The sequence below is a fragment of the Rhodoferax sp. WC2427 genome (genome assembly GCF_040822085.1).
In the GTDB taxonomy this organism is placed as follows: domain Bacteria; phylum Pseudomonadota; class Gammaproteobacteria; order Burkholderiales; family Burkholderiaceae_C; genus Rhodoferax_B.
The window spans coordinates 762,865-779,656 of sequence record NZ_CP162006.1; the positions used below are offsets into that span (position 1 = coordinate 762,865).

Sequence of the window (16,792 nt, forward strand, 5' to 3'; positions counted from 1 at the left end):
CCGCTAGTCGGCCACCCCTTCCACCAGGAACTGCACCCGCCGCTGGCCCTGCCACTCGTTCACGTCCAGGCGGAACGCCAGCGTCACCTTGTTGGGCAGGCTTTCGGTGTGGCCGAACCAGATGCCGTCTACCGGCTGGCCCTGGTGCTTGAGCTTCAGCGACAAATGCTTTTCGCCCACCAGGCGCTGCGACACCACTTCCAGCTCTTCGCTGAAGGTGGGCGGCGCAAAGCCCTGGCCCCAGACCTCCTTGTGCAGCACGTCCACCAGCTCGGCGCGGCGGTATTCGGGCGCCAGTGGGCCGTCGGTTTCCAGGCGGCGCGTCAGGGTGGCGGCATCCAGCCACTCCAGTGCCACCTGCTGCAGGCCTTGCTCGAACGCGGCCAGGTGGTCTTCGTGCACCGTGCAGCCCGCCGCCATGGCGTGGCCGCCAAAGCGCAGCAGCACGCCGGGATGGCGCTTGGCCACCAGGTCGAGTGCGTCGCGTAGGTGGAAGCCGGGGATGGAGCGGCCCGAGCCCTTGAGCTCGTGCTCTTTGCCCGGGGCCTTGCTGGCGGCGAACACGAAGGTGGGGCGGTGCAGCTTGTCTTTGAGGCGGCTGGCCACGATCCCCACCACGCCCTCGTGGAAGTCGGGGTCGAACACGCAAATGGCCGGGGGCGGCTCTTCCGATTCGTCAAACAGCGACTCGGCCACCAGCATGGCCTGCTCGCGCATGCCGCCCTCGATCTCGCGGCGCTCGCGGTTGATTTTGTCAAGCAGGGTGGCCAGCTCGGTGGCACGGGCCGGGTCGTCGGTCAGCAGGCATTCGATGCCCAGCGTCATGTCGGCCAGGCGGCCTGCGGCGTTAATGCGCGGGCCCAGGGCAAAGCCGAAGTCGAAGGTGGTGGCCACTTTGGCGACACGGCCTGCTGCTACAAATAACGCAGCTAGTCCCGCCGGTTGCGCCTGCGCGCGCAGCCGTTTGAGCCCTTGGGCTACCAGGCGGCGGTTGTTGGCATCGAGCTTGACCACATCGGCCACCGTGCCCAGGGCCACCAGGGTCAGCAGCGGGTCCAGCTTGGGTTGCGTCTCGGCGGTAAACACACCGCGTTGGCGCAGCTCGGCCCGCAGCGCCAGCAGCACGTAAAACATCACGCCGACCCCGGCGATGGATTTGCTCTCGAAGCTGCAGCCGGGCTGGTTGGGATTCACGATCACGTCCGCATTCGGCACGGCGATCTGGCCGTCGCGCATGGCGGGCAGGTGGTGGTCGGTCACCAGCACCTGCAGGCCCAGGGCCTTGGCCTCGGCCACGCCTTCGAAGCTGGCAATGCCGTTGTCCACCGTCACCAGCAGGTCGGCCCCGCTGTCTTTGACGCGGCGCGAGATGCTGGCGGTGAGGCCATAGCCGTCCACCACCCGGTCGGGCACGATGTAGTCGGCGTGCCGGGCCCCCAGCAGGCGCAGGCCGCGCACACCCACCGCGCAGGCCGTGGCCCCGTCGCAGTCGTAGTCGGCCACGATGCAGATGCGCTTGTTCGCCGCAATCGCATCGGCCAGCAGGACGGCGGCGGCTTGCGTGCCCAGCATGCTGGCGGGCGGCAGCAGGCGGCCCAGGCCGTCGTCCAGCGCGTCCTTGTTGTCCACGCCGCGGGCGGCGAACAGGCGGGCCAGCAGGGGGTGGACACCCGCTTGCTCCAGCGCCCAGACGGCGCGGGGGGGAATGTCGCGTGCTGTTATTTTCATCCTAGATTCCGTGGTTGGACGCGCCCGAGTGTGCCGCTGGGGGCGTGGCTGGGTAGGCGCGACAACGCAGCGGGCTCATGCCCGCCAGGCGGAGTAACAACCCCAGACGTGGCTCCAGTGGTGCAATCGGGTGTGTAGCGCGGTTCAGTCAAGAGATGCGCGACGAGAGGTTTGCAGAATTCAATGACCATGCGATGTTCCAAGTGATAACAAGCGGTCAACTACGGAATCTAGGATTCACAGCTGCTCCAGCACAGTGGATAAGCGCTGGGGGCTTAAAAAGTTGGATATTTTTTGCATGAGGCCGCGCGGTGCCAGTTCAAAAGTATGGGCATTGCTTTCGCCGCACAGGGTGAGTTGCACGGCCTGGCCCTGGTCCAGCGCGGCCAGCAGTTCGGCGCAGGCGGTGCTGTCGATGTGCTGCCAGGCGGCGGTCCAGGCTGCCCAGTCTTCCATCTGCGCGGCCTGCAACAAGGCCAGCGGCATGGTGGGTGCAGGTTTGGGTGCGGGCGGCGATGCAGGTGGGTGGGGCAGGGCCCCGCTGCCGCTGACCCAGAACGAATTGATCGCGAACAGGCCGCGCTCGGCCCGCGCATCGCTCACTGCATGGGTGTAGAGCAGCATCTGCATCTCGCTCTGCAGCCGCCGCAACGGGCCGCCCTGGGCGGTGGGCGGCATCCATTCGTCCACATTGCGTGCGCCCACGCCGCTGACCACGCGGTCCAGCGAGGCGGTGGCCAGACCGCGAAAGATCTCGCCCTGCGCCCGCCAGCGGGTGGGTGCCGCGTAGGTGAGGGTGATGCCGTCTTCCTCAAAAAACGGTTGCATGGTGGCCAGCACGGCGCGGGACTCGGCCTCTTCCAGCCCCAGTGCGTCGGGCGGGGCCATCACGATGTGGTCGGTCATCACCTGCCAGTGGCAAGGCGTGACCCAGGCCCAGGCACCGTCTTGTGCCGCCTCGTGGGCCGCCCAGGGGATGAGCCCGTCGGCCACCGGCAGCCCGTAGTGCCGCGCCAGGGCGCGTTCGTGCGGCGGCGACAGGCTGGTATCTTGCCCGTCGTCGCGCAGGGTGGGGGTGAGGCGCTGGAGCAGGCGCTCCAGGTTCGGCAGGCGCAGCGTGGCCAGCGCCGTGCGGCAGCCTGGCGACGCGCTGGCGGCCAGAGGAATCAACACATGGGGGAGGGTGGGCATGCGGCTATTGTCCCGGATGGGCTGGGCCCCAACGCAAAAGCGGTGGCAGCTATCTTTTCAATAGCTGCCACCGCTCTACGGATAAGCGCAAGAGGGCTAAAACGCCCTCAGAGGTGTTTATTCGTTACTGTCGCTGGAGAAGACACGCACGCTGCTGTAGGCATTGGTCACACCGGGCACGGTGCTGGCGATGTAACGGGCCTTGGCGTCCTCTTGGGGGCCTTGGGCCCAGCCGTGCAGGGTCACGGTGCCATTGCTGGCGGTGACGGTCAGGTCCTTGACATCGCTACCCAGCTGGGTGCTGATGGCGGACTGGACCGAGTTGGCCAGGTCGGCGTCGTTGGTGGCAGCGTGGGCGGGGAGGAAAGCGCCAGCGGTCAGGGCGAACAGGGCGGAAGCAGCGATGCGGTTGAAAGAGCGGGTCATGGTGGGGTCCTTTGGGTTGTAGCACCAAGACTGGTGCAGTGTTTTGCGATGGGCTGATCTTCCCAAGCGGCGGCGGCTTGTGTGTGTCGGCAAGCCGGTGGCTGTGTTGCAACTGCAATCCTGGGGTGAACCCTGGGTTTTGTGAATGCTATGTTTTGGATAGCTGTATGTGCAGGTACCATTTGCGCTAGAGGACTAGAAAGATAGGAGATATCCATGGAAGATTGGGGCCGCAGCAGCCGATGCAAACCGCAGGTTTTGCGGTTTTTACCTTGTTAGAAATCTCAGCGTATGCCCCAAACAGGCCTCATCGTTCGCGTCGCCGAAGCCGAGCCGCACGTCGCGCATTTGCGTGATCGCTTCCACCCCGTGGCCAAGCTCGGCGTTCCTGCCCACATCACCGTGCTGTATCCGTTCATGCCACCCGAGCGCATTGACAGGGACGTGGTTCAGCGAATTCAGGACGCCATCGCCGGCATCGCGGCCTTCCCGTTCACGTTGGGCGTGGTGGGGCGCTTCCCGGCCACGGCCTACCTGGCCCCAGAGCCTGCCGCTCCGTTCATTGCGCTCACCCAGTCTTTGGCCCAGGCGTTTCCCGACTATCCACCCTTCGGGGGCGAGTTCGAGACCATCATTCCGCATCTCAGTGTGGCGCATGGCAGCGCCAGCGATGCAGATACCGCGCAAGCCGAGTTGTCGCAGGCCCTGGCGGAAAAGGGTCCTATCCACTCCGTTTGCAGCGCGGTTGTTCTACTGGAGAATGCGTCCGGCGTTTGGAAGCAAATGCAGGTTTTTCCGCTCGCGCCCAGCCCAGCGGCCGACGGGCCCCCTCGGTAACTCCACGCCAAAACCAAAAACGGCTGCAGCTATCTTTTGAATAGCTGCAGCCGCTGTATGGAAGCGCGGGAAAGGGCTAAAAGCCCTTGTTGCTGGCTCAGTCGTTGCTGTCGCTGGAGAAGACACGCACGCTGCTGTAGGCATTGGTCACGCCGGGCACGGTGCTGGCGATGTAGCGGGCCTTGGCGTCTTCTTGGGGGCCCTGGGCCCAGCCGTGCAGGGTCACGGTGCCGTTGCTGGCGGTGACGGTCAGGTCCTTGGCATCGCTACCCAGCTGGGTGCTGATGGCGGACTGGACCGAGTTGGCCAGGTCGGCGTCGTTGGTGGCAGCGTGGGCGGGGAGGAACGCACCGGCAGCCAGGGCGAACAGGGCAGAAGCAGCGATGCGGTTGAAAGAGCGGGTCATGGTGGAATCCTTTGGGTTGTAGCACCAAGACTGGTGCAGTGTTTTGCGATGGGGTGATCTTCCCAAGCGGCGGCGGCTTGTGTGTGTCGGCAAGCCGGTGGCTGTGTTGCAACTGCAATCCTGGAGGAGCCCTGGTTTTTGGATGACCAGGCCTTTTTTTGACCGTAAAAATGGCCGCTAGCGCTTATCGGGTAAGCACAGGCAGCTCCTGTTTTTTACTATCCAAAGAGAAGCATTGTGTGCAGCCCACCTCTGGCGGATGGGCGTTGCGGGGAGCCAGCCAGCAGCGATGGCGGTACCGGCCCGAATGGATCTGGCTTGAATCGCTGCAACGCGCTTAGCCGATGGAGCGCAATGCGCCGTTGACCACCTTCACCCGGTCACCGGCTTGCCAGGCGGGCTGCGCGGACTGGTGCAGGGTGCGGGTGGAGCCGTCGTCCAGGCGCACCACGATCTCGTAGCTGTGCGAGGCCTTCACCTGGCCTTCGATGTGGTTACCGGCAAAGGCACCCCCCAGGGCACCGAGCACGGTGGCCACGTCGCGGCCCCGGCCGCCGCCGACCTGGTGGCCCAGCACGCCACCCACTACGGCGCCGCCCACCGCGCCCACACCACTGCCTGGGGCGGCGGTGGTGATTTCACGGGTGGACTCGACCACGCCGCAGTTGCTGCAAATGGCGGCCTGCTGCCGGGGCTCGGTGTGGAGGGTGGTGTTGCGCACCGGCGCTGCCGCCATCTGTGGGGACGTGGAGGGGGCCCGTACAGGGGCGCGCACGGGGGCTTCCACCGGGGCGGTGGCGGGTGCCATCACCACCGGTTGTGCCAGGTTGCTGGCGTCCGTGTTGCGGGCCGCCGAGCTGGGAAGCCAGCCCATGATGGCGGCCGTGCCCACGGCACAGACCAGCACGATGGCCGAGCAGGCGGCGATGACCATGGGGTGCAGGCGGGGTTTCGAGAGGGAATCGGTAGGTGTGTGCATGGTGGTATTTGGGTGTATGGGGTAAGAGAGGGGAGGCCGGAGGCCTCATGGGGGGCCAGAAAGGGGACGCTATGGGTTTTCAACGCCACAGTCTTTTCGGTGGTTGACCTGGGCCTGCACACGGCGGCGAGTTTGCCTGCGCCGTACCCGGCGTAATTGCTATTTATAATATAGCTTATTATGCTGATGGAGTAAGCGCCAGGTGCCTAAAAGATACTGAATTTTTGAGGGGCTGCCCGCAGTCTTTCGGTGGGCGTGCCCAGGTTGGCATCTGCCGGGCTTGCCGGGCCTGGCACGACCAGCGCTACCATCCCCGCATGACCACCCACTACGAATCCTTGCAACAAGCCGCCACCTACCAGGATGCCTTCGGCGTCGAACCGCCCAGCGCCCTGGGCGAGCGCGACATGTGGCCGCGCAAGCCGGGGTTTTGCATCCGGCCGGTGGCGGCCGAGGGCGATGCGCCTGCGTCGCGTGTCTTGACCCCCGCCCAGTGGGGCCTGGTGCCGCACTGGGTCAAGTCGGTGTCCGACGGCAAGCTGCGCGCGCCCAAGCTGGTCAACGCCCGCTCCGAGACGGCCAGCACCACGCAAAATTTCCGCGATGCCTGGCTGCAAAACCAGCGCTGCATCGTGCCCATGCAGGCGTTTTATGTGGATGACTGGCGCAGCGGCAAGGCCGTGCCCACGCGCATCTCGCGTATCGACGGCAAGCCCATGGGCGTGGCCGGGCTGTGGGCCAGCTGGACCGGGCCCGACGGCGTGCCCTTCCTTAGCTACACCGTGCTGACCGTCAACGCCAACAACCACGCCCTGATGCGCCGCTACGGCCCCGAAGGCAACGACAAACACATGCCGGTCATCCTCAACGAAGGCGCGGTGGACGCCTGGCTCACGGTGCGCATCGAAAAAGCCAAGGAATTCATGCGCCAGTACCCGGCCAACTGGCTGGCTGCCAACCCGGTGGAGACCAAGGCCGACAAGGTGCCGCAGGGGCTGTTTTGACGCCCCTGCCTTTCGCTACGTCGGCATCCACCGCCACCTGGATGCGGGTGGCCGCCAGCGAGCAGGGCGTGCGCACCGCCCCGCCCGGCCAGAGCAACCCGCGCATCACCGCCTACCACGCAGGCACCAACATCGCGGGCTATGACGACAAGGCGGCCTGGTGCTCGTCGTTTGTGAACTGGACGCTGGCCCAGGTGGGCATACCCGGCACCGGCTCGGCCCTGGCCCGCTCGTGGCTGGACTGGGGCCAACCGCTGGACGCGCCCGTGCCCGGCTGCATCGTGGTGCTGACCCGCGACAACCCCACGGGCTGGACCGGCCATGTGGGCTTTTACCTGCGCACCCAGGGCGACCAGGTGCTGCTGCTGGGCGGCAACCAGCTGGACTGCGTGTGCGAAAACAGCTACCCGCTGGCCTCGGTGCTGGGCTACCGCTGGCCTGCAGGCGTTTCACCCGGCTAATCCCGGCGGGCTTGACGTGTGTCAAGCCGCTAGTCCGTGGCCATGCCACCATGGGCTTTGGGCTACAGCAGGAGCAGCTTATGGACGCACGGCGTATCGTTTTCATCGAAGGCCACCCCGACGACACGCAAGAGCACCTCTGCGGAGCCCTGGCCAATGCCTATGCCGCAGGGGCCGAGGAGGCCGGGCACACGGTGCGCCGGGTTCGGGTGGCGGACTTGGACTTTCCGCTGCTGCGCCGCCAGCAGGATTGGGCGCATGGCGCGCTGCCGCCCGGCCTGGCGACCGCGCAGGCCGACATCGCCTGGGCCGAACACCTGGTGCTGTTTTTCCCTCTGTGGCTGGGCGATATGCCAGCCTTGCTGAAAGGCTTTTTGGAGCAGATTGCCCGGCCCGGGTTCGCCTTCAACGCCAGCAACGGCAACCCCTTTGGTGGCAAGGGGCTGACGGGGCGTTCGGCCCGACTCGTGGTGACCATGGGCATGCCGGCCCTGGTGTACCGCTACTACTTCCGGGCGCACAGCGTGCGCTCGCTGGAGCGCAATATCCTGGGTTTTGTGGGCATCGCACCGATCCATGAAACGCTGATCGGCCAGGTCGAACAGCTGGGTGAAGACGGCGTGCAAGACTGGCTGTTGAAGCTGCGCAAGATGGGGGCGTTGGCTGCTTGATGCGCTAACGCACAGAGCTGCAGCCAACCACGGTGTAGGCTGGGGCCTTTCACAGCAAAGGAAACCCATGCGCACACCTTCCATTGGCATCATCGGCACCGGCTGGGTCGGCGCCAGCGTGGCGATATCGGCCTTGCAGGCGGGGGTGGCGCAAGAGGTGTTGTTGTTTGATGCGCGCGACGGCCTGGCCGAGGGCGAGGCCATGGACCTGGCACACGGCGCGGCCTACTACCCGTCGGCCCAGGTGCGGGCCGGGTCGCTGGCCGAAATGCGGGACACCCAGGCCATCGTCATCACTGCCGGCAAAGGCGGCGCACCCGGCCAGTCGCGGCTGGATTTGCTGAAAGAGAACCTGGGCATCCTGCGCAACATCGCCCTGCAGCTGCGCGGCTACCAGGGCATCGTGGTCATTGTCAGCAACCCCATCGACGTGCTGGTGTTTGACTTTACCCAGGCCTCCGGCCTGCCGCCTGAGCGCGTCATTGGCACCGGCACCATGCTGGACACGGCGCGGCTGCGCCAGATCCTGGGCCAGCGGCTGGCGCTGGACCCGCGCTCCATCCATGCCCAGCTGGTGGGCGAGCATGGCGACTCGGAAGTGGTGCTGTGGTCGGGTGCCGAAGTGGGCGGCGTGGCGCTGCGCCGCTGGGCGGGCTGGACGCCCGCCGACGAGGAACACATCGCCCACCAGGTGCGCCGCGCCGCCTACGAAATCATCCAGCGCAAGGGCTCCACCAACCACGCCATCGGCCTGGTCACCGCCGACCTGCTGCACGGCATGCTGCACGGCGAGCGCCGCGTGCTCACCGTCACCCGCGTGCAGACCGGCGCACTGGGCCTGCATGGCGTGGCCTTGTCGCTGCCCACCATCGTCAGCGCCGAGGGCGCGGTGCAGGTGCTGGAGCCCGCCATGGATGCCCAGGAGCGCGCAGCGCTGGAAAAGTCGGCCGATGTGCTGCGGGCGGCGATCGCGTCGGTGGCGTGAGGGGGCTGGCCCGGCGTGGAACGCAGACCCGGGTCGGCAAACGGGTCCTATAAATCACCGAACATGCGCCACCAGGAAAAACGGGTGAACGTGCCTTTCGATTGGTAAAAATCTCGAGGCGACCGAAGGGGCGTAGTGGATGCCTGTTTGCCTTATTCCGCGCGAAAACTAGAATAAATACCTGTGTGAACTCTTCCACGCTGGGAAAGGCAGGTTAGCCCAATGAGACCCACATTACGTGCGCTTGGTATGGTGGTGCTGGTCCTCAGTTCGGTCGCCTATGGCGCCGGTGGGGGCGGTGGCGGTGGCAGTTCTGGGGGAGGCGGCAAGTCCTCTGGCGGCGACGTGGTGAAAGACCCCGTCATTCGCGCCGCGAAAGACGGGATTGCCAAACAGGACTGGGTTGGAACCCAAGCTTTGCTGAAGAAGGCCATTGCATCCACTCCTGGCAACGCCGACTACCACAATCTGCTCGCGTACACCACGCGCAAAGGGCCTAACCCCGACATGTCGCTGGTGTTTTCAGAGTACGCGGAGGCACTGCGCATCGACCCCAAACACCGTGGCGCCCATGAGTACCTGGGAGAGGCCTACCTTCAAATCAACGATGTCCCCAAGGCCAAGGAGCAACTCGCATCGCTCAGCAAGCTTTGCACCTTTGGTTGTGAAGAGTATTCTGATTTGAAGCAGTCATTGAAGCAGTACGAATCAACCCACCCGCAGTAGCACTGCTTTCGGCAGAAAGCGCGTATGGGCAACAATCTACAAAACGCGCTGGCGCTTGCGGGAAGATTGCTTTTTGTGGCGCTGTTTCTGCCCGAGGGCATCGGAAAAATCAATGACTTTGGTGGCATTGCCGAGTACATCGGCTCGGCTGGGCTGCCCTTTCCCTCGCTCGGCGCCGGCATTGCCATTGCAGTGGAAGTGGGCGGTTCACTGGCCCTATTGGCAGGCCTTCAAACGCGTCTGGCCGCCGCAGCCATGGCCATCTTCACCGTTGCCGCAGCAGTCTTTTTTCACAAATTCTGGGCCCTGTCGGGCAACGACGCCATGGTCGAGCACATCATGTTTTTCAAGGACCTGGCCATTGCGGGTGGCTTGTGCCTGTTGGTGGCATTTGGGGCGGGCGAATGGAGCATGGATAGCAAGTTGAATCACCGATAGCCACCCCTGCAATCATGGCGCCACGCATTCCGCCCGGGATGCGGATGTGTTTTCTTTTGTAGGTTGAGTTGTGGATGTTTTAGGCTTCCCATGCTTATCCCATAAGCACAAGAAGCTACGTATTCCATAGCAAATCACCCCACCCGGCAAGCCTTCCAAGCCGCCACAAACCCCTCCGCGCGCGCCTTCACCTGGTCGGCAGGCGTGCCCGGCGCGTAGAGCTGGCCGCCGATGCCGAAGCCGGTGGCGCCTACCTTGACCCAGGTGGCCATGCTCTCGGGCGTGATGCCGCCTACGGGCCAGATGGGGGTGCCGCTGGGCAATACCGACAGCAGGGCTTTCAGGCCCGCGGTGCCGACCTGCTCGGCGGGGAAGATTTTCAGGGCGTGGGCACCGGCTTCCAGGGCGGCGAAGGCTTCTGTGGGAGTGGCGATGCCGGGCGCGCTGAACAGGCCGTGGGCCACGCTGTGGCGGATCACTTCGGGGTTGCAGTTGGGCGAGACGATCAGTTTGCCGCCTGCGGCCTGCACCGCGTCCACGTCGGCCACGCGCAGTACCGTGCCTGCGCCCACCAGGGCGTCGGCCGGGGCGATGCTGGAGAGGATGGAGATGCATTCCAGTGCGCCGGGGCGGTTCAGCGGCACTTCCAGGATGCGGAAACCGGCGCTGAACAGGGCCTGGCCCACGGCTTCGGCGGAGTCCACGTCCAGGCCGCGCAGGATGGCGACGAGCGGGAGGCGGGGGGTATGGATCGTCATGGTCAGGCCTTGTGGGTTTGGATGTAGTGGAAACCGCTGAGGATCACGTCGCGCGGCGACAGCAGGGTGAGGGCGCTGCCCAGTTGGCGGGCGGCGACCTGGTAGGCCTCGGCCAGGGCGGGGGAGCCAATCAGGTGGAATGGGTTGCTACCTGCGTTGCCCAAATCTTGCAGCACGTCTTGCAGCTCGCTGCCGATCAGCAGGCCGCTCAGGTAGGCCAGGGCCTGGCTGGCGGGCATGGTGCCGGTGACCACGCGGGCGCGGCAGGCAAACAGCTGGTGCGCCAGCGCGCCGGGGGCTCCGGCGGCCACGCCGTCGGCAAAGGCGGGCTGGCTCCACAGGGGCGCGGTGCTGGCAGGCTGGGCCGTTTGGGAGGCCGCGGCCAGGGTGCCGTTGGTCGACAGCAGGGCGAACAGTTCGCCGGTCATGTAGGTACGCAATTGCTGGATGCGGCCATCGTGCAGCAGCACCCATTTGCTGTGCGTACCGGGCAGCACGAACCAGCCGTTGCGCAGGCCCATGGCCACCGCGCCGAGCAACTGGGTTTCTTCGCCGCGCATCACGTCGGGCTGGCCTGCCACATCACGCACGCAGTAGCCGGGCACGATGCTGCGGTGCGGGTCGCCGCCAATGTGCACCAGGTGTTGCGGCAAGGCCTCCAGCGGGACCTCGGGGCCAAGGTAGGGGGCTTCTTGCCAGCCAAAGGCGCTGCCCACCATGCCGGACATCACCACCGGGCAGTCGGCGGGTGCATGCAATGCAGGGAGCCAGGCGGCCAGGGATTCGGCGTGACGCCCGCGGGTGGTGAGTGCGCCCTGGTCGTCGCTGGCTTCGGTGGTGCAGGTACCCAAGGCATCGAGTGCGTAGCCACGGCGGTGGGTGGTGCCCCAGTCCACGCCGATCCAGGGGGTGTATGTTGCTGTCATGAGTGTCGAGGGTGAAGCCTTGGGCATTGCCGGGCAGGGTCGAAGACGTTTTGGGGGCGTTGGCCCGCCATAAGGTGGTTGATTGTATGATTTATTATTCGGTTGTGGTGTCACAATGCAGCTGCGTTAGTGCCCAATGTGGCCAATGTGCGTGGCAGCCCACGCGGCTTTCCTTGGAGTGATGTTGATGCTGATGCGGTCTCCCTCGAATCAAAGTGTCTCGGCTACCTACTCGGGGCGGAATCTGCACGGGCAGGTGGTCAAGTCCCTGGGCCACGCCGTGGTGGGTGGTGCCTACCCGGCGGGTGAGTTGCTGCCCAACGAAGAGGTGCTGTGCCGTACGCTGGACGTGAGCCGCACCGCGCTGCGCGAGGCCATCAAGGTGCTGGCCGCCAAGGGCTTGCTGGAGTCGCGCCCCCGGGTGGGCACCTGGGTGCGCCCGCAGGTTAGCTGGAACATGCTCGACCCCGATGTGCTGTCCTGGCGCTGCGCCACCGGGCCGGACCCGCAGTTCCTGCGCCACCTGACCGAAATGCGCGAAATCATCGAGCCCGCCGCTGCCGCCCTGGCCGCGCGCAGCCGCAGTGCCGAGCAGTTGACCGTGCTGGAAGAGGCTTTTCACGCCATGGAGGGCGCCAGCAATGTGAACGAATGGGTGGAGGCCGATCTGGCCTTCCACAGCGCCATCCTGCAGGCCACTAACAACCCGCTGCTGGTGCCGCTGGCCGCCATCATCGGCAGTGCGCTGGAGGCCTTGCTGGGCATTTCTGCGCGCAAGGCGGGCGATTTCCACGACGCGCTGCCCGACCACCGCAAGGTGCTGGACGCCATCCGCGCGGGCGACGCGCAGCGGGCCCTGCACCGTATGGCGGTGATGCTGTCGGACACCCGCGACCTGATGCAGCGCTCGGCCATGCTGTCCGACGGCCCAGCCGAGGCGGTGCCTGCCGCAGGCCATGTGGCCCATTCTTCGGGCCCATCGGTGTAACAGCAGGGGCTGTGGGCGGCCCCAAGGGTTTGTCCTGATCGTAGAATGCAGCCGCATTTGTATGATTTATTAATCCGCGACAGCGCATTCCCCCATACCACCGCCATGACCACCGAATCCCCTAAAAAACGCCGTTCCCAACACTGGTTTGGCGGCACCAGCAAAGACAACTTCATCCACCGCAGCTGGATGAAAAGCGAAGGCCTGCCCGACGACAGCTTCGATGGCCGCCCGGTCATCGGCATCTGCAACACCTGGAGCGAGCTCACCCCCTGCAACCAGCATTTCCGCCAGATCGCCGAGCGGGTGAAGCACGGTGTGCTGCAGGCCGGGGGTATTGCCGTCGAATTCCCGGTGTCGTCGCTGGGCGAGACCCTGATGCGCCCCACCGCCATGCTGTACCGCAACCTGGCCAGCATGGACGTGGAAGAGGCCATCCGCGCCCACCCGCTGGACGGCGTGGTGCTGCTGGCGGGCTGCGACAAAACCACCCCCGCCACGCTGATGGGCGCGGCCAGTGTCGACCTGCCCACGCTGGTGGTGTCGGGCGGCGCCATGCTCAACGGCAACTACCGCGGCGAGCCCATCGGCTCGGGCACCCACGTGTGGAAGTTCTCCGAGGCTGTGAACGCAGGCAAGATGACCCTGCCGCAGTTCATGCAGGCCGAAAGCTGCATGTCGCGCTCTGCTGGTGTGTGCATGACCATGGGCACGGCCAGCACCATGGCCAGCATGGTTGAGGCGCTGGGCGTGTCCCTGCCCACCAATGCCGCCATTCCCGCCGTGGACTCGCGCCGCCTGGAGCTGGCGCAGCGCTCGGGCCGCATGATTGTGGACATGGTCGAGCGCGATATGCGCCTGTCCCACGTGCTGACCCGCGAAGCTTTTGAAAACGCCATCCGCGTCTGCGGGGCCATTGGCGGCTCGACCAATGCGGTGATCCACCTGATTGCGATTGCCGGGCGCATGGGCGTGCCGCTGTCGCTGGACGACTGGGACCGCCTGGGCCGCGACATCCCCACCATCGTCAACCTCATGCCGTCGGGCGAATACCTGATGGAAGACTTCTACTACGCCGGTGGCCTGCCGGTGGTGATGAAGCGCCTGCTGGAAGCTGGCCTGCTGCACGGCGACGCCATCACCGTCAATAACCGCACCCAGGCGCAAAACATCGAGCACGCCGAGTGCTTCAACGACAAGGTGATCCGCCCGCTGGACAAACCGCTGGTGGAGCAGGGCGGCCTGGCCGTCCTGCGCGGCAACCTGGCCCCGCAGGGCGCGGTGATCAAGCCGTCTGCCGCCACGGCCCGCCTGCTGCAGCACCGGGGCAAAGCCGTGGTGTTCGAGAACATCGAACACTACAAAGAACGCATCATGGACCCGGACCTGGACATCGACGCCAACAGCGTGATGGTGCTGAAGAACTGCGGCCCCAAGGGCTACCCCGGCATGGCCGAGGTGGGCAATATGGGCCTGCCGCCCAAGCTGCTGCAGCAGGGCATTACCGACATGGTGCGCATCTCGGACGCGCGCATGAGCGGCACCGCCTTTGGCACCGTGGTGCTGCACGTGGCGCCCGAAGCCGCCGCCGGTGGCCCGCTGGCCTTGGTGCAAGACGGTGACGAGATCGAGCTGGACGTGGCGGGCCGGGGCCTGCACCTGCACGTGAGCGACGCAGAACTCGCCCGCCGCCGCCTGGCCTGGGTGGCTCCGCCCGAGCCTGCCTCCGGCTACGTGCGCCTGTACCACCGCCACGTGCTGCAAGCCGACCAAGGCGCAGATTTGGACTTTCTGGTGGGCTGCCGTGGCGATGCCGTGCCCCGCGATTCACATTGAGGAGGCCTGCATGAAAACTGCCCACTACCCCAGCCTAGAGGGCCGCAGCGTGTTCATCACCGGCGGCAGCTCCGGCATCGGTGCCGACATGGTGGTGGGCTTTGCCCGCCAGGGTGCCAAGGTGGCCTTTACGGGCCGCAACGCTGCATCGGCCGCCAAGGTGCTGGCCGAAGCCAGCGCAGTCGGCCCCGCACCGCTGTTTTTGCAAAGCGAAGCCAGCGACGTGGCTGCGCTGCAGGCCGCCATTGCCCAGGCCGCCGCCGCGCACGGTGACATCAGCGTGCTGGTCAACAACGTGGCCAACGACCAGCGCCACGACATCATGGATGTAACCCCCGAAGACTTCGACTGGCGGGTGTCCATTAATCTGCGGCCCGCCTTCTTCGCCGTCCAGGCCGTGGTGCCCGGCATGCGCCGCATGGGCGGCGGGGCCATCGTCAACCTGGGCTCGGTGAGCTGGATGATCAAGGGCAAGGGCTACCCCTTGTACGCCACCTGCAAGTCAGCCACCGTGGGCCTCACGCGCAGCCTGGCCCGCGACCTGGGCCCCGACAACATCCGCGTCAACACCCTGACCCCCGGCTGGATCATGACCGAGAAGCAGCTCACCCAGTGGGTCGATGCCGAGGGCGAGCGCCTGATGGACGACAACCAGTGCCTGCCGGGCCGCGTGGTCGGTGCGGACGTGGCCCACATGGCGCTGTTTTTGGCAGCCGACGACAGCCGCATGGTCACCGCCCAGGACTTCGTGGTGGACGCGGGCTGGACCTGAGCCCTGCGGAAAGCCATTTTTAGGTTTTAGGGCCAAGATTTCACCTGAAAATAAGCTGCCAGCGCTTATTCCATAGGCGTGAGCAGCTACAGTTTTTTAATTAAAAATAGATAGCGAGCATCCACCATGCCTTTGCCCTGCACTGTCACCCCGATCTGGCCCGCCACCCTGCAACTCGGCGAGGGCACGCTGTGGCATGCCGCCAGCAGCCGCTTCTTCTTTGTGGACATCCGCGGCCAGGCGGTGCACAGCTGGTCGCCCACCACCGACGTGCGCCAGAGCTGGCAGATGCCCGAGATGGTGGGCTGGCTGGTGCCTTGCGCCGACGGCCAGGGCTTCATCGCCGGTTTCCAGTCCGGCTTTGTGCGCCTCACCCTGGAGCCCGCGCTGAAGATCGAACGCCTGGGCTCCCCGCACCCTGACCAGCCTGGCCTGCGCCTCAACGATGCCAAAGCCGATGCCGGTGGCCGCATCTGGGCCGGCTCCATGCACCATGAAAACCCCCAGCTGCCCCTGGGCCAGCTTGCCTGCCTGCACCCCGATGGGCGCATCGAGGTGGTGGAACAAAACATCCACATCGCCAACGGCCCCGCCATCTCGCCCGACGGCAGCGTACTGCTGCACACCGACAGCCTGCTGCGCAGCATCTACTGCTACCGGCTCAGCGCCGACGGCCAGCTGCACAACAAAAACCTCTGGAAAACCTTCGCCCCCGAAGACGGCGAGCCCGACGGCATGACCTTCGACGCCGAAGGCCATGTGTGGGTGGCCTTCTGGGGCGGCAGCTGCCTGCGCCGCTTCAACCTGGCCGGCGACGAGCTGCAACGCATCGACATGCCCGCCAGCCAGATCACCAACGTGGCCTTTGGCGGCGAGAACCTGGATCTGATGCTGGTGACGAGTGCGCGCGTGGGCTTGTCCGATGAACAACTGGCCCAGCAGCCGCTGGCGGGCTCGGCGTTTGTGCTGCGCACCGGCGTGCGCGGGGTGGTGCCGGGGGTGTGGGGCTAGGCGCGCGCGAACAGTCTTTTGACCAGGGATGAGAAGCCGCTTCGCTTCTCGTACTGGCTCAGGGCCAAGGTGTGGCTCTCGAGTGCATCGATACGCCCGCCCAGGAAGCGGCTGGCAACATCAAAAACCAGGTCTCCGCCATAGCCCTCTTCATCCACGTTTTCGATGGAGCACATGTCTAAAACGCGTGACTCTTCGGGCAATGGCGCCCCGATATTGGCAAACAGGCCGTCATCGGATGCCCCGGCGGCAGAGCGCACCAGTTGCCCCTGGGCATACAGGCTGTAGCCCCAGAGGTTTACGACGCTGTGCAACACGATCGCCAGCACCTGGCCCGTGGGATAGAGGTTCAACAGCTGGGTCTTGACGTCTGGCCGTTGGACCTTGGCTCCCTGGATGGCTTGGCGGGCTTGGGTGTCAAAAAAAAGACCCGGCAGGTCCCTTTCGCAGACGATAGTTCCATGGGGATAGGCCCCTACCGAGAGTACCCCTGACGAGGGGTACAGGGCGGATACGAGATCCGATTCACCGCTGCGTACGTAGCCCGCTAAACCGAGCTGGTGGCATAAGGCATCGGCCCGTTGTGGTTGGTGTTGGGGCTTGGTACCGAAGTAACCCGGTTCCGCGCTCGCAAAAATCGCACATGCTT

At 65.6% G+C, this 16,792-nt stretch carries 19 protein-coding genes; 11 read left to right on the forward strand and 8 right to left on the reverse strand.

Going from position 1 to position 16,792, the window contains the following annotated elements:
* Positions 1–3: 3 nt before the first annotated feature.
* The 3 genes from recJ to AB3G31_RS03645 form a co-directional block, all read right to left on the reverse strand.
* Positions 4–1,728, reverse strand: coding sequence for a single-stranded-DNA-specific exonuclease RecJ (recJ, locus tag AB3G31_RS03635; protein ID WP_367848858.1), 1,725 nt, complete (start codon positions 1,726–1,728; stop codon positions 4–6).
* Positions 1,729–1,965: 237 nt separating this feature from the next.
* Entirely contained in the window at positions 1,966–2,919 is a 954-nt protein-coding gene (locus AB3G31_RS03640) for a phosphoglycerate mutase (protein ID WP_367848859.1), read from the reverse strand.
* 117 nt (positions 2,920–3,036) lie between these two features.
* A complete protein-coding gene (locus AB3G31_RS03645) occupies positions 3,037–3,345 on the reverse strand; it encodes a BON domain-containing protein (RefSeq protein WP_367848860.1) in 309 nt (102 codons plus the stop codon).
* Between the two features lie 291 nt (positions 3,346–3,636).
* Between AB3G31_RS03645 and AB3G31_RS03650 the strand changes: the two genes are divergently transcribed.
* Entirely contained in the window at positions 3,637–4,182 is a 546-nt protein-coding gene (locus AB3G31_RS03650) for a 2'-5' RNA ligase family protein (RefSeq protein WP_367848861.1), read from the forward strand.
* 97 nt (positions 4,183–4,279) lie between these two features.
* Here AB3G31_RS03650 and AB3G31_RS03655 read toward each other — a convergent pair whose 3' ends face one another.
* Both AB3G31_RS03655 and AB3G31_RS03660 read right to left on the reverse strand, forming a co-directional pair.
* Positions 4,280–4,588: a BON domain-containing protein gene (locus AB3G31_RS03655; protein ID WP_367848862.1), complete on the reverse strand. Its 309-nt coding sequence runs from the start codon at positions 4,586–4,588 to the stop codon at positions 4,280–4,282.
* Positions 4,589–4,925: 337 nt separating this feature from the next.
* Entirely contained in the window at positions 4,926–5,567 is a 642-nt protein-coding gene (locus tag AB3G31_RS03660; RefSeq protein WP_367848863.1) for a glycine zipper 2TM domain-containing protein, read from the reverse strand.
* Between the two features lie 317 nt (positions 5,568–5,884).
* On the opposite strand from AB3G31_RS03660, the gene AB3G31_RS03665 reads away from it, so the two are divergent.
* The 6 genes from AB3G31_RS03665 (at position 5,885) to AB3G31_RS03690 (ending at position 9,852) form a co-directional block, all read left to right on the forward strand.
* Positions 5,885–6,571, forward strand: a complete 687-nt coding sequence (locus AB3G31_RS03665; RefSeq protein WP_367848864.1) for an SOS response-associated peptidase — start codon at positions 5,885–5,887, stop codon at positions 6,569–6,571.
* A complete protein-coding gene (locus tag AB3G31_RS03670) occupies positions 6,568–7,032 on the forward strand; it encodes a TIGR02594 family protein (protein ID WP_367848865.1) in 465 nt (154 codons plus the stop codon). Before AB3G31_RS03665 ends, AB3G31_RS03670 begins: the two co-directional genes overlap by 4 nt.
* Before the next feature lie 80 nt (positions 7,033–7,112).
* Positions 7,113–7,703, forward strand: a complete 591-nt coding sequence (locus AB3G31_RS03675; RefSeq protein WP_367848866.1) for an NAD(P)H-dependent oxidoreductase — start codon at positions 7,113–7,115, stop codon at positions 7,701–7,703.
* 67 nt (positions 7,704–7,770) lie between these two features.
* Entirely contained in the window at positions 7,771–8,688 is a 918-nt protein-coding gene (locus AB3G31_RS03680) for an L-lactate dehydrogenase (RefSeq protein WP_367848867.1), read from the forward strand.
* A 222-nt stretch (positions 8,689–8,910) separates the two neighbouring features.
* Positions 8,911–9,414 carry a tetratricopeptide repeat protein gene (locus AB3G31_RS03685; RefSeq protein ID WP_367848868.1) on the forward strand — a complete coding sequence of 168 codons (504 nt, stop codon included), beginning with the start codon at positions 8,911–8,913 and terminating at the stop codon, positions 9,412–9,414.
* Positions 9,415–9,438: 24 nt separating this feature from the next.
* The gene (locus AB3G31_RS03690) at positions 9,439–9,852 is read left to right on the forward strand and encodes a DoxX family protein (RefSeq protein ID WP_367848869.1); all 414 of its coding nucleotides are present in this window, start codon (positions 9,439–9,441) and stop codon (positions 9,850–9,852) included.
* 134 nt (positions 9,853–9,986) lie between these two features.
* On the opposite strand, the gene AB3G31_RS03695 is transcribed toward AB3G31_RS03690, so the two are convergent.
* Both AB3G31_RS03695 and AB3G31_RS03700 read right to left on the reverse strand, forming a co-directional pair.
* Positions 9,987–10,610 carry a 2-dehydro-3-deoxy-6-phosphogalactonate aldolase gene (locus AB3G31_RS03695; protein WP_367848870.1) on the reverse strand — a complete coding sequence of 208 codons (624 nt, stop codon included), beginning with the start codon at positions 10,608–10,610 and terminating at the stop codon, positions 9,987–9,989.
* A 2-nt stretch (positions 10,611–10,612) separates the two neighbouring features.
* A complete protein-coding gene (locus tag AB3G31_RS03700; RefSeq protein WP_367848871.1) occupies positions 10,613–11,536 on the reverse strand; it encodes a 2-dehydro-3-deoxygalactonokinase in 924 nt (307 codons plus the stop codon).
* 187 nt (positions 11,537–11,723) lie between these two features.
* On the opposite strand from AB3G31_RS03700, the gene AB3G31_RS03705 reads away from it, so the two are divergent.
* The 4 genes from AB3G31_RS03705 (at position 11,724) to AB3G31_RS03720 (ending at position 16,143) form a co-directional block, all read left to right on the forward strand.
* Positions 11,724–12,524, forward strand: a complete 801-nt coding sequence (locus tag AB3G31_RS03705; RefSeq protein ID WP_367848872.1) for a FadR/GntR family transcriptional regulator — start codon at positions 11,724–11,726, stop codon at positions 12,522–12,524.
* Positions 12,525–12,629: 105 nt separating this feature from the next.
* On the forward strand, positions 12,630–14,360 hold the full coding sequence (locus tag AB3G31_RS03710; protein WP_367848873.1) for an IlvD/Edd family dehydratase: 1,731 nt from the start codon (positions 12,630–12,632) through the stop codon (positions 14,358–14,360).
* A 10-nt stretch (positions 14,361–14,370) separates the two neighbouring features.
* Complete coding sequence (locus AB3G31_RS03715; protein ID WP_367848874.1) at positions 14,371–15,132, forward strand: SDR family NAD(P)-dependent oxidoreductase; 762 nt, start codon at positions 14,371–14,373, stop codon at positions 15,130–15,132.
* A 126-nt stretch (positions 15,133–15,258) separates the two neighbouring features.
* On the forward strand, positions 15,259–16,143 hold the full coding sequence (locus AB3G31_RS03720; protein ID WP_367848875.1) for an SMP-30/gluconolactonase/LRE family protein: 885 nt from the start codon (positions 15,259–15,261) through the stop codon (positions 16,141–16,143).
* Here the strand turns inward: AB3G31_RS03720 and AB3G31_RS03725 are convergent.
* Positions 16,140–16,496, reverse strand: a complete 357-nt coding sequence (locus AB3G31_RS03725) for a hypothetical protein (RefSeq protein WP_367848876.1) — start codon at positions 16,494–16,496, stop codon at positions 16,140–16,142. The genes AB3G31_RS03720 and AB3G31_RS03725 overlap by 4 nt on opposite strands.
* Positions 16,497–16,792: the final 296 nt, after the last annotated feature.